This window comes from Niallia sp. FSL W8-1348, from assembly GCF_038006745.1.
GTDB lineage: Bacteria > Bacillota > Bacilli > Bacillales > Cytobacillaceae > Niallia > Niallia alba.
On record NZ_JBBOVV010000001.1, the window covers coordinates 1,362,116 to 1,384,332 of the forward strand.

Below are 22,217 nucleotides of genomic sequence, written 5' to 3' on the forward strand. Positions count from 1 at the left end.
TCCTTTCCCATCCATTTACTTCTCATTTTACCTCTATTCATGCATAGTTCGCAATCAAGATTCGCACAATAAACAGTAATACGGGAAAAGTAAAGGAAGGTATTTAATATGTATGTTGGAAGAGATATGACCGAATTAGCAATGATTGCGAAATCTGATTGGAAGGATACTGAACTTGCCTATTTTCATCATTCCTTGCAGCAAATGACTCCCTATCTCAATAGTGAAGGTACTAGTATTCACCGTGGAATAATAGAGGAAATTGAAAATAGAGGCGGATTAAAAAGAAACGAAGCTGATTATACACACGGAACAGAAGTAAGCTATGATTAAGAAAGAGTGACCACCCATATATGGTCACCCTTTCTTCACTTGCTCTGGTAAAAATTTCAGCATCTTTTGATGAGACACTGGGAACGGGAAAGGTTCAATTTCTTCTGCATTCACTCTTCGTAAATCTTCTTTTTCCTCTTTTAAATCAATTAATTTTCCACTATATACATTGATATTCCAAATTAAATGGGAAAAAACATGTTCAATTCTTGTAATCATTTCGCCAACTTCCACTTTAGCCTGATAGTCTTCTAAAAGCTTTTCTTCAAGCTGTGTTTTCTCACTTCTCAACACTTGAACGATTTCCATATTAGGAAACTCCCATAGATTCGCCAGCAACCCTGTATTTGGTCGCTTATGAATCAATGTTCTTCCATTCTCATCTGTCAAGACGACTGCCGCAAGCTGTACCGTCTTTTGTTTCTTACTTTTTGTCTTTACAGGAAGCTCTGTTACTGTCCCTTCATCAAAGGCATGACAATGTTCCCTCACTGGACAAAGCAGACACGAAGGAGAAGTAGGTGTACAAATTAGGGCACCAAGTTCCATAAGTGCTTGATTAAAATAAGAAGGATTCTCATGCGAGATAAGAACACGTACTGCTTCTTCAAATGTTTTTCTTGTTTTCGGTTTGGCGATATCTTCCCAAATAGATAGGATTCTTGATAAAACTCTCATTACATTTCCATCTACTGCCGGCTCTGGCACTCCATATGCAATACTTAAAATCGCGCCAGCTGTGTAGGGGCCGACTCCCTTTAAGCCTGCAATTTCTTTAGGCGTGTTAGGAACTTTTCCTCCGTATTTTTCATGAACTTCCTTAACGGCAGCATGTAAATTTCTTGCTCTTGAATAATACCCCAATCCTTCCCAAGCTTTTAATACCTTCTCTTCTTCCGCTTTAGACAATGCCTCTATTGTTGGAAATTGAGAAACGAATCGATTAAAATATGGGATAACCGTATCGACCTTTGTTTGCTGGAGCATGATTTCAGATACCCATACTTTATAGGGATCTTGATCTTGTCTCCATGGAAGCTCTCTTTGTTCTTCCGTAAACCAATTTAATAAATCTTCTCTAAATTGCTCGACATTCACTTGATTTTTAATGATTTCTTGCCTTTCTGTCACTATAAACCTCCAGATGTTAATTATTAATTTTTTTGGGGAATAACATTAAATAGATTTCTTTTTATTCTTTTGGACATGGTATGCATCATAGGATGGAATGGGATAGAATGAAAGTATTACAAATTCAACTATCAAATTTAAAACTATCCTCGCCAATTTAATATCTAAATGAAGTATAAATAAGTAAATTTTCCTCATTTTAAATAGAAGAGCTATTTAAAAAAAATTACGCGATTGTCCGATTGTTTGTCAGCTATATTTATTATTTAATAACATTATCCGCATTTTTCGTTATGCGAATTTCTTTAACTGTTTGTAGTGTATCTTTTGTTGAGAAAAAAGAAAAGGATATTTTTATTGTAATTATGGTGTTTTCATCCAAATAATTCGGAGAGAAAAATCAGGGAGGTTTGGTATTTTGGATACAGGAACACATATCGTTATGGGGATTGCTCTTGGTGGGCTTGCTACACTAGACCCTGTTGTTGCTTCAAACCCTGCAACAACGACAAGTGTCATCATCGCAACAATCATCGGTTCACAAATACCAGATATCGATACAGTTTTAAAATTAAGAAACAATGCTGTTTATATACGCAATCATCGTGGCGTAACGCACTCCATACCGGCAGTCATCTTATGGCCGCTAGTCATTCTTGCGGTTCTGTACCCAGTTTTTCCAGGGGTGAATCTATTCCATTTATGGCTGTGGACTTTTATAGCGGTCTTCCTGCATGTTTTTGTTGATATTTTCAATGCTTATGGAACACAGGCCCTACGTCCTTTTACAAATAAATGGGTTGCATTAGGGATTATTAATACATTTGATCCAATCATTTTCTCTCTGCATATTGTAGCTATCTTGTTTTGGGTATTTGGCGCAAATCCTGGATATACCTTTTTAACCCTTTTTATTGTGCTTATTGGCTATTATTTACTTCGCATCTTTACACAGCTGAAGGTAAAAAGAAGTGTTAAAAAGATGATTCCAGATGCAACGGAAATTATTTTATCACCAACAATGAGATATAACCATTGGCGTATCGCGGTTATGACAGAGGACTCCTTTTATGTTGGCCGCTCTCATCAGCACGAAATTGAAATTTACGATAAATTCCATCGCACTCCGGTTCCAAGTACACCGGTACTTGCAGCAGCACAAAAAGATAAGAACTTATCTGCCTTCTTATCCTTTTCTCCTGTATTCCGTTGGGAAGTACAGGAACTGGAAGACCAATACCAAGTTCGGTTTATTGACTTACGCTATCGAAGTAATGGACATTATCCGTTTGTGGCTGTCGTTCATCTTGATTTAAACTTGAATATCATAACCTCTTACACAGGATGGATCTTTAGTGAAGATAAACTAAAGAAGAAACTCGATATCCTTACCAACTAGTATGAAAAATGAAGCTGGGATATAAGTATTCCAGCCGAAGATAAACCCGAACAATGATACGAAGATTGATGTAAAAAATAGTTCGTATCATTGTTTGGGTTTTTATTCATGTAAAAAAGAAGGTTTGTGATAATCACCTGCAGCCTGAATACACTTCGCTTTCCGTGGGGCTCGCGCTGGCCCACCGGAGTCTACGAGTATTCAGGCTGCTTCATTTTCCAATCTATTTCATTTTTTTCTTAGTAAAAGAATTAGGTTTTAGAAAATAGCCTTTAAAAATGAAGGGAAATGGAGCGGAAGACACTCGACTCCTGCGGGAGGAAGTAGAGGAAAGGCTGAGACCCCGCAGTGCATGTAAGGAGGGGGCTCAGCTTCCTCCCCGCGGAAAGCGAGTGTCTGTAGCGCAATGGAACAACATAGTTTCTATACTTAACTATATTAAGAAACATAAATAACGAGTATAGGGAAAGAACCATTTAAGTGCTAAATTAGAGCATGTTCGCCTTTACCTATTTTTTATTTTATTATGTCCTAGTCTCGCTTCTTCTTAATGTAATTTCTTTTTGTCATCTGTCAGGAATTCTTTATATTTTGGGTTTTCTGCCACAAATTCATGAAGCTTTCCACCATAGTTCTCAATCCACTGGCTGACTACTTTTTCTGTTACTTCTTCGCCTTGATATTTCCGACCCGCTTTGGCATAAGTAGCTTCAAAATCTTCCCATAATAATTCAACCCATGTCTGTGCTTGCCCTACTGAAATAAAAGAATTAAGCTCTAATAGCCGTTCGACTAATTTCTTTTGTGCTTCATGCATCGTTTCATTCCTTCTTTCTTTTTCTATTTTTACTTATAGATTGCTGGTGTATAACAAATACTATCCATAGTGATAAACAAAAATGAGTTTATTACTGTTTACTTAGTTAATTCTTGGAGGTATAACGATGGGAAATGTAGATAATCCAAATGATGTTAAGCTTGAAGGGGAACCGAGAGCGAAAGCGGAATACGCTTCTAAAAGAGCAAATGGCACAATCAATACACATCCTCAAGAGAGAATGCACGCTTCCTCTCATCGCAAACCTAAAAAATAAGAAAAACGTTTATTTCTGTAGGAAAGAGGGAGAGACCATTTCCGGTCCCTCCTCCTTACTCATTTTTTCTTTTTTAAAAGGGCGATAGGAATCCCTTCTTCTTGGCTGCCTTCCACCTTGCGTCTTCCCCAGGCAAACACACCATTCATATAATCGATTTGAAAAAGAACTCCAGGAGCTCCTTCTATTTCATATACTTCATTTGCTTTATATTCTTTCGGATCTAATAAATAGGATTTTGCAAGAACCGCTTTTCTTTCTAAAACGGCATATTCATTAACCATTCCAAGCTGTTCTGCCTTTTTTGCTTGATCATTTAAAGTGGATATTTCCATACGGAGCTCATGTTCTGTCATCATGCTATATCTTTTTGTCAGCATTTATATTCCCTCCACTACCAACTAGTTTAATAAAATTCTCTGGAATCGGCAAAAAATTAGATTTCCCTTTCTATTTCGTCTAAATACTGTTCGATAAGATCCATCGAGAATCCTTTACGGTATAAAAATTGCTTCATCTTTTGCGTAAATTCATATCCTGTATATTTAGCATATTTTCTTCTTGCCTTCTCGCCATGAATACGAACGGTTTCTAATTCATCTGTATCCATTTCAAGAATCTCCGGCATTCTTTTTACTTCTTGAATAATATCAGCTGTATAGCCCTTTCTCACTAGTGTCTGATCTAGCTTCTGCATTAATATCTTCTTTGAATCCTTGTTCTTTCCAGCTAAAAACTTTACAACAATCTTTTGGGCCGCCAGCACTTGATCCTCATAGGAAAGCTCCTCCATCGCACGATCAATTAATTCCATCCGAATTCCTTTTTCCTTCAGTTCTCTTTTAATTGCTTCTGGCCCTTTTGTTGTCGTATTGCGCTGGGTGCGCACATAAGAAAAAGCATAATCTTCATCATCGATAAATTTCATATCTGTTAATTTCGTCATCACTTCCGAAACGAATGAATCATTTTCCATTTTAGCAGAGAGATGTGTTCTTACTTCCATTTCCGTTCTTTTCACTTTAGCCAAATATCTAACTGCCGTATGATAGCCTTTTCTTATTTCATCCGTATACTGGATTTGATTTAATAAAAGAGAATCTAACTCCATCCCTTTTCGCAACTGGTATTTAACTAATACAGCCTCATCCACACTAAAGGCATAAACATCTTTGCCCTGCTTCATCGTAAATATATTGTAGCGGTCATTCAATTCCTTTTGCCTTGTAATTTTACTTATAATCATCCAATCACCACATCATTATCTATTTTTAACTTTTTCTTTCTCGCAACTTTTGTCCCACTCTAACTGTCCATAAAGGTCCGATTGGTTCAACTAGCCATCAATGGGGGCCAAAGAAAACCCCCACTGATGAAAGTTTCACTTTATCTAATTAGAATGTAGCATATTAAAAGGAGAATCGCAGTACTTTTGCCTTTAACAAAATTCGTTCACATTCTGAATCTATTTTATCTAACTAGGAAAGAATAAAGAACATACTCGAAATGGAAAGGAATGTTGTAAAGTGGAAGGAAAGAAAAAACAAAAACCGAAGCATACACTATCTAGCATGCAAGCAGTAACATATCAGAATGAATTTAAAATAGCTGATCGAGCTGCTAGTAGAAAAGATAATAAATAAGAAAAAGACATTTAAAAAGGAAGAGATTGGATAAGAACAATCTTCTTCCTCTTTTTTGTAAAACCCTTACATTTCTGTGGATAAACACATACGTTACCTGTTGATAATGTGGATAAAGCTGTGGAATACTATATTTACAACCTTTTTGTTGTGAGTAAATACGTTAATAACCTAATAGTTTTTCCACAACGGTTATTTTCTGAAAATACAATAAAATAGGCCTTTCCACTTATATGGCTAAGACCTACTTCAAAAGGTAAAATAATAATATGATGGCTACTAATAACTTTCTTTTATATAGCTGCTTTATTCTTGATTCTGTCTTCTTCTAATAACTGAGCTCTATTATAGTAAAAAATATACTTTTGGAAATAATGATTTCTTTCTAACCCTCCCCTTGCTTTATTGGACTTCAATGAATACTTATTCGCAAGACGCATGCTTTGGTTGATTTTCATTTTTATTAATACAGATTTCATCATTATTCCCCCTTTTACTGATTCATAATAAAGAACAAGACGAGAAAATATATAGTCTAAGTATTTTTATGTTCTATTCACTAGTTCTTTATTGAGAACGATTTTATATAAATCCCCCTTTATATATTTAAATATAAACTTATCTGTTCGCTATGTCAATATTTTTTGTTTTTTATAAAGAACATTTTACGAAAGTGTTTACAAAATCTTTTTGTCGATAAACTGTTTTTTTTCATATGCAAGAATCGTTCAATGAATATCCATTCAAAAAAGTCGAATTCTTTTTATGCTAAGAATTCGACTTTTCTCTACAAACTATACTTAGGTGCTACAATTAGGAAAAAAACGCTCTTTCCTGTGAAATTTTTTCAGTAATATCTTTCAATATGACTTCCTTTTCTAAATAGCTTGATTTAATTCCAAAATGCGGCTCTATACGTTCTATAGCTTTATTGCCCATTATTAATACCTTTACCGCTCGATAAGGCATATTGATTCCTGCAAGACAGCTATAATGGAGTCCTCCCGACATCCTCGGATTAATCTCTAATAGTTTCGGCTTTCCATCCTTATATTTAACTTGAATATTATAGACAAATGGAATCTCCAAAGCCTCATTTATTTTTTCTGCTAATGTTATTAATTCTTGATTTTCTTCTAATTCCCTTACTCTTCCTTTGCCTTTTTTTCTTGGGATAGCTGCCATTAGTTCTCCATCATAGGCTAAACAATCAATACTATACTCTGTCCCATCCAAATATTCCAGCACCATTAAAGGAGGAAATACTGCTTGTTGTTTCAAAATAGTGTATGCATGTTCAAAGGTGATTTGATGGGAAACGCCTTTGTAAAATAACTCCTCAATGGTATCCAATTGATCTTTAATTAGTCGAAAACCGTTGCCGCCTTCCCCTATTACAGGCTTGAAGCATACTTTATGTCCCATCTCCTTTAAACGGTTATACGTAGTTTTAAATGCTTCTGCATTCGTTACAATGAAGTACTCTGGAATTGAAACATAGTTTTTCAAGAGAGAGTGATTTTCTATTAATCGATAGGTAGCTTCCTTATCATCGAGCATTTCCATTAACCGAGCATCTGGACAAACCAGTACCTTCACTCCCAACTCAGCAAATTGCTTAATGTGCTTGGAAATAAGAACATTTTCCTTACGAGGAACAAATATATCTATCGAATGTGTACGACAAAACGCTATGCAGAATTGAACATACTCTTCCCCATATGTATCAGGCTCCATAAATGCAGCATCACAGTAACTTAAATAGAGAGCATTTTCATTGGTAGATGTACCGTATACTTCAAATTCAATCCCATCTGAATTATACCGAATCATTTCAATAAAGTGTGCAACAGTTGTGAACCATTGATTAAACCAAATTCTTTTCTTCATTATCCTATCCTTTCAGCTATACTAATGATTTCCACTTTTTAGCTTCTTCCTGAATTTTTTAGTATGGATTGTCTTCTCTATTTTTATTCTTATTATTAAACAAGAAATTCGACAAGCACCGTCAAATTCCTGCATGCCCAAACATTGTTTGCTGAAAATTCAAATTTCATCACTTGTTTCAAGTTAGCAAATAAGGGAAAATAGAAAGAAATAATACTTTTATTTGTATAGACAGATGCTAATTTGTACCATTCTATTAGGCTCATGCTATAATTAATAAATAGTATTAATTTTGTAAAAATGTTAAAGGAGATCTGTTTATGACAAAATTCACTGGCTACATTGGCACATATACAAAGAAAACTAGTAAAGGTATTTATTCATTTGTATTAGATACAGATGCGAAAAAAATTACGGATGTTTCGCTTGTTGCTGAAATTGAAAACCCTACCTATTTAACGGTTACAAACGATAATAAGCACTTATTTGCAGTTGGTAAAGAAGGTTCTTTAGGTGGTGTTTCTGCTTATTCTATTCAATCAGATGGCAGCCTTTCACTTATTAACAGCGAATATTCAGAAGGGGCATCTCCTTGTCATGTAAGTGTGGATGCAGATAAAACAATCGTCCTTTCTGCAAACTATCATAAAGGAACGGCCGAATCCTACCCATTAAATACAGATGGATCGCTAAACAGTGTTGCCTCTATTATTGAACATTCTGGGACAGGGCCTAATACTGCTCGCCAAGAAAAACCCCATATGCATTTTGCTGGTTTCAGTCCTAATAATCAATATGCTGTATCTGTTGATTTAGGAACAGACCGAGTAGATACTTACAAGCTTGTTAACGGGATGCTAGAAGAAGTTAGCAGTTTATCCGTTAAACCTGGAAGCGGCCCACGACATATTGCCTTCCACCCTAATGGGAAATTTGCTTATGTCATGACAGAATTAAGCAATGAAGTCATTGCTTTATCTTTTAACTCCGAAACTGGAGCATTTGAGGAATTACAATACATCTCTACTTTACCAATTGATTTCACGGAAAATAGCCAAGGAAGTGCAATCCATCTTTCTTCAGACGGAAACTATGTTTATGCTGGTAACCGCGGGCATAATTCTATCGCTATCTTCCAAGTAAATAGCGAAACTGGTCAATTAACCTTTATCGACCGAACTTCTACAGAAGGAAACTGGCCAAGAGATTTTGTTTTAGATCCAACAGAACAATTCCTACTTGCATCAAATGAACAATCAGATACACTGACTTTATTTGAAAGAGATACGGTTACAGGAAAACTAACTTTATTGCAATCAGAAATCGAGGCACCAGAACCAGTTTGTGTAAAATTTTTAAATCATTAATATAGTCGTGAAAAAGGAGAAGGTCTCTTAATTAAAAGCCTTCTCCTTCTTTTCTTGCCTTAAGCTAAATAAGCTTCCTGCACTTGTTTATTTGTAATTAGTTCTTCTCCTGTTCCTTCTAACACAATCTCTCCTGTTTGAATAACATATCCCCTACTAGCAATTTGCAAGGCTTGGAATGCATTTTGTTCTACTAATAAAATAGTCATTCCTTGTTTGTTTAACTCTTTTATAATTTCAAAGATTTGCTCTACAATAATTGGCGCAAGTCCCATCGATGGTTCATCTAGCATCAGCACCTCTGGCTGCATCATGAGTGCTCGTCCAATCGCCAGCATTTGCTGCTCTCCTCCACTCATCGTTCCACCTTTTTGCTCCACTCTTTCTTTTAACCGCGGAAAATATTCAAATACTTTTTCCATTCTTGTTTCAATTAATTGTTTATCCTTTACTGCAAACGCACCAATCAGTAGATTTTCTCGCACGGAAAGCTTAGGAAAAATCCTTCTCCCCTCTGGTACTTGAGAAATACCTAAAACGGCTGTTTTATGTGCTGCTATATTGGCAATATCCTTTCCATTATAAAAAATACTGCCTTTTTTTATAGGAACCTGCCCACTTATCGATTTAAGAGTGGTCGATTTTCCCGCACCGTTACTTCCTATGAGCGTAACAATCTCTCCTTTATCGACATGTAAGCTAATTCCTTTTAATGCTTGAATTCCACCGTACCAAGCTTCTATTCCCGTTAATTCTAGTATCTTTTCCACACTGCTCCCCCCTTTAAGCAAGTGATACCGCTCCTTTTCCTAAATAGGCTTCAATTACTTTCGGATTGGAACGAATCTCTTCAGGACCACCTTCTGCAATTTTCTCTCCATGATCTAAGACGATAATATGATTAGAAATTTCCATTACTAGCTTCATATCATGCTCAATTAAAATAATCGTCAAATCATATTTTTTACACATATCTTGAATTAAGTTGGTTAAAAGATTTGTTTCCTTCGGATTCATACCAGCAGCAGGCTCATCTAATAATAAAACGCTAGGCTTTGTGGCTAAAGCACGAGCAATTTCTAATCTACGTTGCGCCCCGTATGATAAATTTCCAGCCGCTTCATTTAATAGATCAGCAAGCCCAACATATTCTAATATCCGATATGCCTCTTTCATTGCTTCTTCTTCATGCTTAGCCTTTGGCAATTGAAGCAATGTGCCAATCAAGCCGCCTCTTATATGGTTATGCATTCCGACCATCACATTTTCCAATACCGTTATCTCACTGAAAAGGCGGATATTCTGAAAGGTTCTGGAAATCCCTTGCTTGGCTACTACATGAGGCTTAAACCCAGCAATTGATTTTCCATCGAGTAATATTTCTCCAGACGTTGGTTTATACACGCCTGTTATCATATTAAAAAAAGTCGTTTTTCCAGCCCCGTTCGGTCCAATTACCGCTGTAATAGAGTTCTTCTCAACAGTCATATCAATATTGGAATTTGCGACCAGCCCACCAAATGTTTTTGTTAATCCTTTCACTTCGAGTATATTCACTTGATGCCCCTCCTTAAGCAATTTAGTAGATTACTGTTTTTCTGCTATGCTCTCTTTTAATTTCTTGTCATTAAACTTCTTATTTTTAGCAGGTATCAATCCTTGAGGACGATATAAGGTCATAGTAATTAAAAGTGCACCGAAGATGAATCTTTGCATTTTTGCTGGAGATAAAGCATCAGGAATAGTAGTTACTTGGCTTAACCATCCAGTTAATTCGGTTAACACCTGTAAATTCAAAATCGTTACAACTGCCGCTCCCAAAATAACACCTGGTACGCTTCCCATTCCTCCTAAAATAACCATTACAAGAATAGTAGTAGATTCTAAGTAGGTGAAACTTGTTGGATCTACAAACATTTGCTTAGCCGCAAAAACGACTCCCATCATTCCTGAAAAAGAAGCGCCGATAGCAAATGCAGTTAATTTTGTTTTTACAAGTGGAATTCCCATAGCTTGCGCAGCAAGCTCGTTTTCTCTTACCGCTTTCCAAGATCGTCCTAATTTTGTATGTTCCATTCTTGTAACTGCATAAATAACGATGATAAACATAACTAGCACAATATAATAGAATTGGTTTGGCTGTGATAAAGTGATGCCAAATAGCTCTGGCTGTTGAATACTTGGAAGACCCATCGCTCCATTCGTAATATTGACTGGTTTATCTAAATTATTAAAAACGATTCGGATTATTTCTCCAAAACCTAATGTTACAATGGCCAAATAATCTCCTTTTACTCTTAATACTGGAATTCCTAATAAGACGCCAAATAAGGCAGCTACAAATAACCCAATGATAATGAAAAACCAAAAACTGTTTCCTGACAAAGGGTATGTTCCAAAGGGCATAAAGTTATTTGCTTGTGCTGTCGCAAAAATACCATATGTATAGGCGCCAACAGCAAAGAAAGCAACAAACCCTAAATCAAGCAAACCAGCAAGACCAACAACGATATTCAGCCCTAAAGCCATACAGACATAAATTCCTACCATTGTTGCTACTTCCATATATGCTTGATAGGATGGCCCTTGACTTGCTGAAACTGGGAGAACAATCACTAAGATTAATAAAGCAATAATCCACTTCATCTTATTTCCCAGATTCATATAATAAAGGAGTAATAGCGATAATAGTAGGAGCAAAAAGGCAATGACTGATTTTTGCGAAAAGGCCAGTGCAGCAGTAGTCACCAAAACATATGCAAAGAAAAGAATGATTTGGGCGACCCTATTTGTTTGTATCGTTTTTATTATGTTAGCCATCTTTTACACCTACACTTTCTCTGCTACGGCTTTTCCAAATAAGCCTTCTGGTTTAAATATAAGAACGATAATCAATATGCCAAATGCAACAACATCTTTATATTCTGCTCCCATCACTCCACCCGTGATAACAGAAAGATTGGCTGCTGTAAACATCTCAATTAAGCCAATTAACATACCACCAAGCATGGCTCCACGAATATTACCGATACCGCCTAATACAGCTGCTGTAAATGCTTTAAGTCCAAGGATAAATCCTATATACGGATCAATTGTGCCATATTGGACGGCAAATAATACTCCAGTGGCACCTCCTAAAGCAGATCCTACAAAGAAGGTTACAGAGATGACTTTGTTCACATTAATCGACATTAAAGATGCCGTATCTCTATCCTGAGCAACTGCTCTCATTGCCATACCCCACTTCGTTTTATTAACGAAGAAATCTAATCCTACCATCAAAATAACAGCTACTATGATAACAACTAAAAACGAGCTTTTAAAACTTGCAGCATGAGAACCAAAAACGGATCCGATATTTATTTTGTTGGAAAATAGACTAGGCGAAGTTAAGATATAATTTCCTTTGAATAATTCCGTGATAAAACGAACGATGTCTTGTAATAAAAAGGAGATACCAATTGCAGAGATAAGCGCAATCAACTTAGGTGCTTTTCGAAGCGGACGATACGCCACTCTTTCTATTCCCATTCCTAAAAATCCTGTGATTAGACTAGTGATTAGAAGCATGATAATTAGCGAGACTACTGCAGGTAACATGGATGTCCATCCTAGACTTGTTAAAGTAATTAAGATAGCAGTCCCAATGAATGCTCCTGACATAAATATTTCACCGTGAGCAAAGTTTATCAATTCTAATATTCCATAAACCATTGTGTACCCTAATGCAATAACGGCATATACAGCTCCTAATGTTAATCCATCAATTAAAACTTGCGGCAATGTTTGTAAGATTTCAGTTAGCATTCTCTTTCCCACACTTTTGATTTAATTGTGTTTAATAGATAGATAGTAGTTATGCATTTCCAATTTACTCGAAGATTGTTAGTTTAGGATTTTAAATGAGGTCCGTTGATTTCCACTATAGGCAATTGCTTTCCGCGGGGAGGAAGCTGAGCCACCTCGTCTTTGCCTGTGGGGTCTCTGCCTTTCCCCTTCTTCCCGCAGGAGTCAATGCCCTCCGTTCCAATCAACTCACTCCATTTATGCAAAAAACAACAAACTTTACAAAAGGAATCTGCTTTTTTACCGACTATTATCTATCTACTGTAAAAATAATTTATCTTTGATTTGGTAACCTACTTTAATATGGAAGGCTTTTAAAAAATAAAAAGGGTACGGGTTGATCCATACCCTTTTTATTTACTTGCTTATTGGCTGATTTCTCCATCTAATGTAGCTGGGTATTTGGCTTCGTCAAATTTGTAGATAAAGATTTTTGCGAATTTATTGTCGCCTTTCTCATCAAATCCAACTTCTGTCACTACCCCTTTGTAGTCTTGTGTTTCACGTACAGCTTTTGTTACATCTTCACGTGATGGTAATTTATTATCATTATCTTTGATTGCTTTTTCAATACCAGCTAGCAATACTGCTGCGGAATCGTATGCATATGCAGAATATGATTCTATACTTTTTCCGAAAGCTGCTTTATAATCTTCAGCGAATTTCGTTCCTTCTTCTGATAGCGTTGTGTCTCCGGCAACGGAAGTAAGGAAGGTATTTTTAACAGCATCTCCTGCAATTTCAACAAAAGTGGACGAGTCTAAACCATCTCCACCCATGAATGGGATATCTAGTCCTTTTTCACGAGCTTGTTTTACTAAAATTCCACCTTCTGCATAAAGACCACCGAAATAGATTAAGTCAGGTTTTTTAGAAGATACTTGGTTTAAAACACCGTTAAAGTCTTTTTCACCAACGGTAATTCCTTCATATCCAACAATTTCTGCTCCTAATTCTTCTGCCGCAGCTCTAAATGCATCTGCTAGACCTGAACCATACGCCGTTTTATCTTGGACAACGAAAATTTTCTTCGCTCCTAATGTCTCCACTGCATATTGTGCACCTGCAGGACCTTGGAAGTCATCGCGAGCAACAACACGGCTAACTGTTTTTAAACCGCGATCCGTATAGTCTGTTGCCGTACTAGCAGGAGATACACTGACAAGATTATTTTTCTCATATACTTCAGATGCTGGGATAGAAACACCTGAATTTAAGTGTCCCACTACTCCTAGTACAGATTGATCTGCAACAACTAAATTTGCATTCGCTACCCCTTTTTTCGGATCGCCCTGATCATCTTGTGCATCTAATTTAATTTCAAATCCTAATTCAGCAAACTTATCCTTTTGTTGATCGATAGCTAATTGTGCTCCTAATTTAATTGCTTCACCAAGTGTTGCGCTGCCTCCAGAAAGTGGTGATTGCGTGACAATTTTAATTACCTTTTTGTCCCCAGAACCGCCTTCATCAGAATTTGCATTTGAAATACAGCCACTCATAAATCCTAGTGCTAATGTTGCTGTCATAGCTAAAGAAAGTGCTTTTTTGGATAACATCGTATACCCCCCTATAATTGTCTTTTTATCTATGAAGCTACGGGATATTTTCCCAATTGCTCCTATTCCATGTATGGATTATAATCCTCTTCTAGACAAGTGTCTTTTATACTGTCAGAAAACCTGACAGTATATTTTCTAAAAAGTTAATATATTCTGACATTTTTCTTCGTACTTCGAAATGATTTGCAATAATAGCAACGTTTCTTCTATTTATTCGACATATTGTTGTGGTGGTAAGTTTATAAATGGTAAGAGGGATGAAGATAGAGTTATAGGGTCGGCTGAGAGAAAAGATAATAAGTAGATTATGCAAAATGCGGGGGTTTTAAGTGGAGGAAGTCGCTTTGTAGGGGTGGAAAGTGAATAGTTTTGATGCTAAATTGACTGTTTTATAGTTTTATTAGCGATATTCTAGTATTTATATTTAAGATTAAGGGAATCAGAGCTTAAAATTAATTGGTTATGATATGAATCTAGCTGATATCAGCCAATCTTGCATTGATATCAGCCAAACTCGGCACCTTATCAGCCAAACTCAGCACTTTATCAGCCAAACCGGCACTTTATCAGCCAAACCAGCACTTTATCAGCCAAGCCGGCACTTTATCAGCCAAACCAGCACTTTATCAGCCAAGCCGGCACTTTATCAGCCAAACCAACACCGATATCAGCCAAACCAACACCGATATCAGCCAATCCAACACCGATATCAGCCAATCCAACACCGATATCAGCCAATCCAACACCGATATCAGCCAATCCAATACCAGGTCAACTTATCCCCAAGGCATGTCCGTACTAATTACACTTGCAAATGCTTTACTATGCTCTCTTCTATCTTTGCGGATTTTTACGCGTTGCTCCGCTGTATTATAAAGCATGGTCTCTTCCTCAGACTGGGGTATCACTTTGGCAACTTGCTTTGGTTTGCCATTTTCATCTAAGGCAACAAAGGTTAAAAATGATGTGGCAGCGAGCTTTCTTTCGCCTGTTTTAAGATTCTCTGCTATAACCTTCACAAATACTTCCATTGATGATTTACCTGTATGAGTTACATATGATTCTAAACAGACCGAATCGGTCGGACGAATCGGAAATAGAAAATCAACGGAATCCGTTGATGCGGTAACTACATCGCTTCTTGAATGTCTTGAGGCAGAAATAGAAGCTACATCATCTATATAGCTCATCAACTTCCCACCAAATAAGGAATTATGGTTATTTGTATCAATTGGGAATATTCGGCTTGTTTTTACTACTAATGATTCCCTGCAGTATTTTTCTTCTTGAACCGTCATCTCCGAACAGCCCCCTTCTTTTTAAGCAAGTAATGGAAATTGTAATAAAAATATTGTAGAGGAACCGTCTGATTTTTGTAAAGATAAATTTCCTTGTTGCGCTTTTGCTAAGAGCAAGCTATATGGCAATCCTAAGCCAAGACCACGCTCGATATCTTTTTTGTTTTTTCCTCGATAGAACCGCTCAAAAATATAAGCTTGTTCTTCTTGTGCTATTCCATAGCCATTATCTTCTACTAAAATCATAATATTATGATTGTCATATGTTAAATGAATGGTTATTTTCCCGTCTTGCTTACCTTTGATTGCATGAAGCCCATTATTTAATAAATTCACGAGAATTTGCTGAAAACGAACACTATCAAGCATCGCATATACTGGTTTCTCTGGATTTACAAAAATAAGCTCCGTAGTAGTTAAAGCATCGGCATGAACAATTTCCCATTGATAGATTATTTCTTTTAAAGTAGCCTGCACATTCAGCTTTTCCTTATTCACTTTAATTGAACCCGCACTAAAGCTATTAAAATCTAGTAAATCCTCCACCATGCTTTGCAGTCGACCTGCTTCCTTTAAACTCATCGTTAAAAATTGTTTTTTCTTATTTTCAGGAATGACATTATCATTCACAGCTTGTATTAATGCACTAATAGAAGTTATTGGCGTTTTTAACTCATGGGTAACTCCTGCTAACAACTGTGTTCGCAAGCTCTCCAATGCATATAATCTCTTTGTCATTTCGTTAAAAGATAGAACCAATTGATAAAGCTCTTTTTCCTGCACATCTTCATTTAACGTAATATGATAGTTTCCATTCATTAGCTGTTGGGCAGCGTTCGCCACTTCTTCCACCGGCTTTGCCATCTTTTTAGACAAAGAGTAAATGACAAACCAGCCTAGAAGCGCTAAACTAAGAAGCAATAATCCTAGTAATTGATATTCCTCTTTATTTAAATGCTGAAGCTGATTATGCGGCTGAATAATATAGACAGAGCCTGTTTGAACCCCACCATTTATAATAGGAGCAATCACGATAGAAGCTTTTTGCTTATTCCATAAAGTCACCTTTTTTATGCTTAATTCACTCACTAAAGGTAATGCTTCAATTACCTGTTGTTTTGCAAGTGCATCTGGAGAAAAATTTTGATTCAGCGAGCGGATATTTCCTGTTGTATCTTTAAGAAAAACATCTAGCGGCTGTCCTTCATTAATAAATTTCTGTCTATCCTGCAAAAATGGAAGTCGAATATCCTTCAGCCTTCCTTCTTCCATTTCATTGGCGTGCTCTGCTATTTCCTGGGCAACTAATTTCGTTAATTCTAAGCGGTTTTCCAAAGCATTATGGCGAATCCATAGAATGGAGATAATGCCAATAATCAATAGGCCACCACACAATGTTAGTAAATATCTTTTCGTCCAATAATAAAGGAGAGGTGTTTTTTCCTTATTGTTTTTCTTGAATATAAAATTGATAGCCCAGTCCGCGTAACGTTTTAATTTCGCCATCTTTTGGATCCCACCCATTTAATAATTTCCTTATCCTTTTAATTGCTAAGTCAACCGCTCGATCACTCCCATCATAGTCACTTCCCCACACATGATCTAGAAGCTGATCCCTTGTAAAGGTTTGATTTGGATTGCTTGCTAGAAAAAGAAAGACAGAAAGATCTCGGGGAGTAAAGGGAACCTCAATACCATTTAGAAAAACTTGATGGGAGACATAATTTATTTTTAAATCTCCATAGTATTTCATACGCTCATCCTCTTGATAGGTAGGCGATCTTCTTAAAACAGCTTGGACACGTGCAATAACTTCCTCCCCTATAAACGGCTTTGTAATATAGTCATCGGCTCCATTTTCGAATCCTTTTAGCTTTTGCTCTGTATCTGATAAGGCCGTAAGCATAATAACAGGACATGCCGATTTCTTCCGAATAAACGAAAGAACACTCCAGCCGTCTACATATGGCATCATGATATCTAATAAAATAAGAGCAGGTGTTTCTTCCTCTAGCTTTTGTAAAGCCTCTTCTCCATTATAAGCGTAATCTACATCGTATCCCGCATTTTCTATATATGCTCCTAAAACCATCGAAATTGCCAGTTCATCTTCAACAATTAGAATTTTTTTCATCTTTTTTCCTCATGCTTTATTTTTTACTAATGAAATCAATTATACCGATAATTGTCAGGATAAAAAATAGATCAGCCTTTATCTGCTGACAGATAGCTGATCTATTCCTCTTATTGATATCTTAAAGCTTCCAGTGGACTTAAATTAGATGCCTTGTTAGCTGGGAAAATTCCAAAGATAATACCAATTAATACAGAGAAACTAACGGAACCGCCAACAACCCACCATGTAATTTGGGAAGTCATATCTAATGTTGTGGACAATATTTCCGCACTTCCTATGCCAATAGCAGCCCCTAAAATTCCACCTAATGCACTAAGTACAATTGCTTCAATTAAAAATTGGAGCATAATATCTTTTTTTCTAGCACCAATTGCTTTTCTAATGCCAATTTCTCTTGTTCTTTCTGTAACCGAAACGAGCATTATATTCATAATTCCGATTCCACCAACGATTAAGGAAATACTTGCAATGCCTGCTAATAATAAAGTCATTGTGTTCGAAACAGAATCTAGTGCCTCTGTCACAGAAGATTGATTTCGTACAGAATATGAAGTTTCATCCCCATCAAACTGATTGTATAGCTTCTGCTTCATTTTTGCCATTCCCATTTCCACTGAATCCTCATCTGTCATAAGGACAGTTGCTGAGGTTACATAAGTTTGACCAATAAAACGTTGGGCTGTTGTAAATGGGATAAGGACGGAATCATCGACAGATCCAGTTAATTCTTCTCCTTTTTCGGCGAGTACCCCGATTACTTTAAACGTTGTTCCATCAATTTGAACGGTTTTATCGACTGGAGTTGTGAATCCGAATAATTCTGTTGCTACATTATAGCCTAGCACGACTACTTTATTGCGATTATCCAAGTCAATGTCCATTACATTTCTTCCGGACTGTAAAGTAATATCCTGTACCTCTTCATAAGAAGTAGTAACGCCTGTAACAGTAACTCCAGAGCTTGATGTCGTTCCATTTTTGAGCGTACTAGAAGTCGTCACTGTTGGCGAAACTGCCTTTACTTCGTCATATTCCGCAAATGCCATCAGCTCATCATAATCGACAACCTCTTCCTCACTCGAGTTCCCCGAAAGGTTTACAGAAACAGTAGTTGTTCCTAACCCAGCAATTTCATCTGAAACGGAATTAGATGCTCCCATTCCTAATGAAGTTAATGCAATGACCGCTGCTACACCAATGATGATACCAAGCATGGTAAGCACCGCTCTTAATTTGTTCATCGTAATATTTTTAAAGGCTATCTTGATTGCTTGTCCTAATTTCAAGAGACAACTACCTCCTTTGTCTCCGCTAATCGACCATCCTGAATGCGAATGATGCGCTTAGCCTGTTTAGCGATTTCTAAATCATGGGTTATCAATATAATCGTATGTCCTTGACTATTTAGGTCTTTCATCAAATTCATCACTTCTATCCCTGTTTTACTGTCTAAAGCTCCAGTCGGCTCATCGGCAAGCAGGATTGGAGGATTGCCAGCAAGAGCACGAGCAATCGCTACGCGCTGTTGCTGTCCACCAGATAATTCTGTTGGCTTATGCTCCGCTCTCTCTAATAACCCTACTTTTTTCAAAGCTTGTAAAGCAATTTCCTTTCTTTCCTTACTTCCGATCCCTCTATAAACCAAGGGTAATTCCACATTTTCAAAGGCAGACTGCTTAGTTAGAAGGTTAAAGGATTGAAAAATAAAACCTATTTTATGATTTCTAACTTCTGCTAATTGCTTACTTTTTAAAGAAAATACATTTTGCCCATCCAAATAATATTCTCCAGAGTCAGGTGTATCTAAGCAACCGATCATATTCATTAACGTCGATTTACCAGATCCTGATGGACCAATAATGGCAATAAAATCACCTTTATTGACGGTAAAGCTTACATTATCCAATGCCGTAACCGTTTCTCCTCCAAGAGTATATTCCTTTTTCACATTCTTTATTTCTACAATTGCATGTTGTTCTATCATTCATTTCTACCTCCAAATCCACCGGAAGGCATTCCGCCACCTTGGCCTCCTCCTGGCATCTGGCCTCTTCCTTCACCACTTGGCATTTGTCCTCCACCAGGGAACATACCTTGCGTCTCACTATCACTCGATGATTCAAATGTTGGAAGTACTACTGTTGTACCTTCCTCTAAACCACTTTTAATTTCTGCAACTTCTGTATTTTGCAATCCTACTTCAACGGTTTGTTTTGTAGATGCTGTTTCTGTTGTGCCTTCTTCATTCGCTGCTGTTCCAGTTGCCACTAAAACATAATATTGATCATCTTCCTTCTGTACTGCTTCGACTGGAACGGTCACAACGTCCTCAGCTTTATCAGTTGTGATAGTGGCTTCAGCTGTCATGCCAACCAATAATCCGCTAGGCTTGCTTATTTTGACTGTTACTGCATACTTAGCAACACTATTACTATCACTGTTCGCTTCTTTTGCAACACTTGTAACTTTGCCAGTAAATTCTTTATCTTCAAGTGCACTAACTTTTATATTTGCAGCTTGTCCGACCTTTACTTTAGAAATATCAAGTTCATCTACGTTCACTACCATTTCTAAATTATCATAATCAGTAACAGTCACGACTTCTGTTCCCATTGATACATTTCCATCTTCCTCTACATTTAGAGCAGTGATTTCACCAGAAAAAGATGCTACGATTGGGTCCAGCGTATCATCCTCGAACGTTACTAGCTCATCGCCTTCTTCCACCTCATCGCCAACCTCGACTAATACTTCATCTACCGTTGCATTTCCTTCAGAAGTAAAGGTTTCTTTATTAATGGTTGCAATGCTTCCAGTACCACTTACTTCAATTTCTACATCCCCAGTTTCAGCAGTCGCTGTTTGCGTTCTAACCTGCGCTCTTACTTCCGGTTGATTATCATTTGTAAAATAATAATAAGATCCGATTCCTGTTCCTATTACTAAAACTGATACTCCACTAATAATCCACTTCTTTAAACTTTTCTTCATCTTTTGCTTCAACCTCTTTCTATTCTATTTATATGAATTAACTTATTCGCATGATTGTCTTGCTGCTTACAAGTAATAGAATAAAAAAGGAATGTGTCAGGAAGAAGTCAGCGGAAAAGTTTTTTATTTTTTTGTTTGACTTTAGATATCTATAGCGATTCTCTGTTGCAAATTCCTTTCATTAAAATATGATAGTCCCAAGTATACTCAAACAGCGGGATAAAATTCCATTGACGAACATAGGCTAACTATTATATGATTATTCACTGTGTGAAAGTTATGTCTAACGTGGTTCGAGACCATCCCACGTAAAAAAACTAAGGGAGAGAAAACAATGAAAACAAAAACACTTGCTGTGAATGGCTTGGTGGCTGCATTGTATATTGCCTTTACTGTTGCGATTGCCCCTATTGCCTTTGGCAGCATCCAATACCGTATTTCGGAATTATTTAATCATCTTGTTGTATTTAACAAAAAATATATTTATGGAATTGTAGTTGGCGTGTTTCTAGCAAACTTATTCCTTTCCACCATTAAGCTATATGATTTAACTTTTGGTGTTGCTCATTCGATTATTTGTTTGTTAATTACAATTGGAATAAGCAAGTTTGTTAAAAGTCATCTTCTGTTGATGATGATCAATACACTTGTGTTTACTTTTAATATGTTTATTATTGCGTATCAATTACATCTTGCACTTGGATTCCCATTCTTCATTACTTGGGCAACAACTGCGATTGGTGAATTTGTCGTTATGGCCATCGGGATACCTATTATGCATTACTTAAATAAGCGGATTCCTTTTGCAAAGTTAATAGATTAAATAAAGGTATTAAAAAAGGGCTGACATTTTCTAACGGGTTCGGTTTTGAAGTAGAAAATTCCAATTAGAACCCCATTTAGCATTAATTTTAGTATCGGTATTAGCATTAAATTAACAATAAAAAAAGCAATGGAATTAGTTTTCCATTGCTTTTTACTTTATATGTCACTCAATTATCAACTTGGGATTAGTACCAAATTTACATCTTTCCATTCATAAATCACCAAACTCAATTCTTTTCCTTGGACTTCCGTTGTTGTTAATTCGTAAAATTCTGCACCCAATTTTTCATAGAAGAATTTTGATTTATTGTCATCTAATACTTCTACAAATATCCTTTGGTACCCTAACTCCTTTAACTTTGAGAATAATCTCTCGACCAATTTTTTTCCTATTCCTTGTCCTTGATATTCCTCACTGATATATATAGAGGTTAAATCTCCCGAATTCTCGAATTGATTTGTTTCCCTTTTTCCTCCATCGGCAACTCCAACTATTTCACCATCGTTAGTTTCTGCAACATAAACATAATTGTCAGCTCTTGATATGTTATTAATCCACTGTGGTATTCTTTTTTCGTAAGTCATTCTTTCTAAGAAAGAGTCTGGAATTATGTTTTTATATGTGCTCTTCCAACTATCAACATACACTCTCGCTATTGCTTCGGCATCTGACAATTTTGCTTCCCTAATATGCATACTTT

At 36.6% G+C, this 22,217-nt stretch carries 25 protein-coding genes and 1 riboswitch; of the genes, 6 read left to right on the top strand and 19 right to left on the bottom strand.

All coding sequences use genetic code 11. The features are described 5' to 3' along the window. The first annotated feature begins 108 nt into the window (after positions 1-108). On the top strand, positions 109-333 hold the full coding sequence (locus tag NST60_RS06460; protein ID WP_101729585.1) for a hypothetical protein: 225 nt from the start codon (positions 109-111) through the stop codon (positions 331-333). A gap of 24 nt (positions 334-357) precedes the next feature. Here the strand turns inward: NST60_RS06460 and mutY are convergent, their stop codons facing one another. Then, complete coding sequence (gene mutY / locus NST60_RS06465; RefSeq protein ID WP_169187979.1) at positions 358-1,464, bottom strand: A/G-specific adenine glycosylase; 1,107 nt, start codon at positions 1,462-1,464, stop codon at positions 358-360. Between the two features lie 418 nt (positions 1,465-1,882). Here mutY and NST60_RS06470 point away from each other — a divergent pair, with 418 nt between their 5' ends. Next, the gene (locus tag NST60_RS06470) at positions 1,883-2,863 is read left to right on the top strand and encodes a metal-dependent hydrolase (RefSeq protein ID WP_016202764.1); all 981 of its coding nucleotides are present in this window, start codon (positions 1,883-1,885) and stop codon (positions 2,861-2,863) included. 547 nt (positions 2,864-3,410) lie between these two features. Here the strand turns inward: NST60_RS06470 and NST60_RS06475 are convergent. Beyond that, a complete protein-coding gene (locus NST60_RS06475) occupies positions 3,411-3,680 on the bottom strand; it encodes a YfhJ family protein (protein WP_016202763.1) in 270 nt (89 codons plus the stop codon). A gap of 127 nt (positions 3,681-3,807) precedes the next feature. Between NST60_RS06475 and NST60_RS06480 the strand changes: the two genes are divergently transcribed. Then, positions 3,808-3,957, top strand: coding sequence for a small, acid-soluble spore protein K (locus NST60_RS06480; RefSeq protein WP_016202762.1), 150 nt, complete (start codon positions 3,808-3,810; stop codon positions 3,955-3,957). Positions 3,958-4,016: 59 nt separating this feature from the next. Here the strand turns inward: NST60_RS06480 and NST60_RS06485 are convergent, their stop codons facing one another. Beyond that, a complete protein-coding gene (locus NST60_RS06485; RefSeq protein WP_016202761.1) occupies positions 4,017-4,337 on the bottom strand; it encodes a YfhH family protein in 321 nt (106 codons plus the stop codon). 56 nt (positions 4,338-4,393) lie between these two features. Beyond that, positions 4,394-5,203 carry a recombination regulator RecX gene (gene recX, locus NST60_RS06490; protein WP_341098417.1) on the bottom strand — a complete coding sequence of 270 codons (810 nt, stop codon included), beginning with the start codon at positions 5,201-5,203 and terminating at the stop codon, positions 4,394-4,396. A gap of 280 nt (positions 5,204-5,483) precedes the next feature. Here recX and NST60_RS06495 point away from each other — a divergent pair, with 280 nt between their 5' ends. After that, positions 5,484-5,600, top strand: a complete 117-nt coding sequence (locus NST60_RS06495; RefSeq protein ID WP_084668702.1) for a YfhE family protein — start codon at positions 5,484-5,486, stop codon at positions 5,598-5,600. 293 nt (positions 5,601-5,893) lie between these two features. Here NST60_RS06495 and NST60_RS06500 read toward each other — a convergent pair whose 3' ends face one another. Beyond that, positions 5,894-6,082 (bottom strand): hypothetical protein, encoded by a 189-nt coding sequence (locus NST60_RS06500; RefSeq protein WP_169187977.1) that lies wholly within the window; start codon positions 6,080-6,082, stop codon positions 5,894-5,896. A 331-nt stretch (positions 6,083-6,413) separates the two neighbouring features. After that, complete coding sequence (locus NST60_RS06505; protein WP_224427595.1) at positions 6,414-7,490, bottom strand: ATP-grasp domain-containing protein; 1,077 nt, start codon at positions 7,488-7,490, stop codon at positions 6,414-6,416. Positions 7,491-7,810: 320 nt separating this feature from the next. On the opposite strand from NST60_RS06505, the gene NST60_RS06510 reads away from it, so the two are divergent. Then, positions 7,811-8,857 (top strand): lactonase family protein, encoded by a 1,047-nt coding sequence (locus NST60_RS06510; protein ID WP_169187975.1) that lies wholly within the window; start codon positions 7,811-7,813, stop codon positions 8,855-8,857. A gap of 59 nt (positions 8,858-8,916) precedes the next feature. Here the strand turns inward: NST60_RS06510 and NST60_RS06515 are convergent, their stop codons facing one another. From NST60_RS06515 to NST60_RS06570, 12 genes are all read right to left on the bottom strand, one after another. Beyond that, positions 8,917-9,627 (bottom strand): ABC transporter ATP-binding protein, encoded by a 711-nt coding sequence (locus tag NST60_RS06515; RefSeq protein WP_407939798.1) that lies wholly within the window; start codon positions 9,625-9,627, stop codon positions 8,917-8,919. Between the two features lie 13 nt (positions 9,628-9,640). After that, a complete protein-coding gene (locus NST60_RS06520) occupies positions 9,641-10,414 on the bottom strand; it encodes an ABC transporter ATP-binding protein (protein WP_224427596.1) in 774 nt (257 codons plus the stop codon). Between the two features lie 30 nt (positions 10,415-10,444). Then, positions 10,445-11,677, bottom strand: a complete 1,233-nt coding sequence (locus tag NST60_RS06525) for a branched-chain amino acid ABC transporter permease (RefSeq protein WP_341098419.1) — start codon at positions 11,675-11,677, stop codon at positions 10,445-10,447. 9 nt (positions 11,678-11,686) lie between these two features. Continuing rightward, a complete protein-coding gene (locus NST60_RS06530) occupies positions 11,687-12,664 on the bottom strand; it encodes a branched-chain amino acid ABC transporter permease (RefSeq protein WP_016202753.1) in 978 nt (325 codons plus the stop codon). A gap of 404 nt (positions 12,665-13,068) precedes the next feature. Then, positions 13,069-14,262, bottom strand: coding sequence for a branched-chain amino acid ABC transporter substrate-binding protein (locus tag NST60_RS06535; protein WP_169187974.1), 1,194 nt, complete (start codon positions 14,260-14,262; stop codon positions 13,069-13,071). A 609-nt stretch (positions 14,263-14,871) separates the two neighbouring features. Continuing rightward, positions 14,872-15,024 (bottom strand): hypothetical protein, encoded by a 153-nt coding sequence (locus NST60_RS06540; RefSeq protein WP_341098421.1) that lies wholly within the window; start codon positions 15,022-15,024, stop codon positions 14,872-14,874. A 17-nt stretch (positions 15,025-15,041) separates the two neighbouring features. After that, complete coding sequence (locus tag NST60_RS06545) at positions 15,042-15,563, bottom strand: acyl-CoA thioesterase (RefSeq protein ID WP_016202750.1); 522 nt, start codon at positions 15,561-15,563, stop codon at positions 15,042-15,044. 21 nt (positions 15,564-15,584) lie between these two features. Continuing rightward, positions 15,585-17,069, bottom strand: a complete 1,485-nt coding sequence (locus tag NST60_RS06550) for a HAMP domain-containing sensor histidine kinase (RefSeq protein WP_169187973.1) — start codon at positions 17,067-17,069, stop codon at positions 15,585-15,587. After that, positions 17,008-17,697, bottom strand: a complete 690-nt coding sequence (locus NST60_RS06555) for a response regulator transcription factor (protein WP_169187972.1) — start codon at positions 17,695-17,697, stop codon at positions 17,008-17,010. Before NST60_RS06555 ends, NST60_RS06550 begins: the two co-directional genes overlap by 62 nt. A gap of 110 nt (positions 17,698-17,807) precedes the next feature. Next, a complete protein-coding gene (locus tag NST60_RS06560; RefSeq protein ID WP_016202747.1) occupies positions 17,808-18,986 on the bottom strand; it encodes an ABC transporter permease in 1,179 nt (392 codons plus the stop codon). After that, complete coding sequence (locus NST60_RS06565) at positions 18,983-19,684, bottom strand: ABC transporter ATP-binding protein (RefSeq protein ID WP_016202746.1); 702 nt, start codon at positions 19,682-19,684, stop codon at positions 18,983-18,985. The genes NST60_RS06560 and NST60_RS06565 overlap by 4 nt, the downstream gene beginning before the upstream one ends. Then, the gene (locus NST60_RS06570) at positions 19,681-20,691 is read right to left on the bottom strand and encodes an efflux RND transporter periplasmic adaptor subunit (RefSeq protein ID WP_169187971.1); all 1,011 of its coding nucleotides are present in this window, start codon (positions 20,689-20,691) and stop codon (positions 19,681-19,683) included. The genes NST60_RS06565 and NST60_RS06570 overlap by 4 nt, the downstream gene beginning before the upstream one ends. A 282-nt stretch (positions 20,692-20,973) precedes the next feature. After that, positions 20,974-21,018: riboswitch (PreQ1 riboswitch) on the top strand. A gap of 7 nt (positions 21,019-21,025) precedes the next feature. Between NST60_RS06570 and NST60_RS06575 the strand changes: the two genes are divergently transcribed. Next, a complete protein-coding gene (locus NST60_RS06575) occupies positions 21,026-21,514 on the top strand; it encodes a QueT transporter family protein (protein ID WP_169187970.1) in 489 nt (162 codons plus the stop codon). A 176-nt stretch (positions 21,515-21,690) separates the two neighbouring features. Here NST60_RS06575 and NST60_RS06580 read toward each other — a convergent pair whose 3' ends face one another. Then, entirely contained in the window at positions 21,691-22,212 is a 522-nt protein-coding gene (locus NST60_RS06580; RefSeq protein WP_169187969.1) for a GNAT family N-acetyltransferase, read from the bottom strand. Between the last annotated feature and the right edge of the window lie 5 nt (positions 22,213-22,217).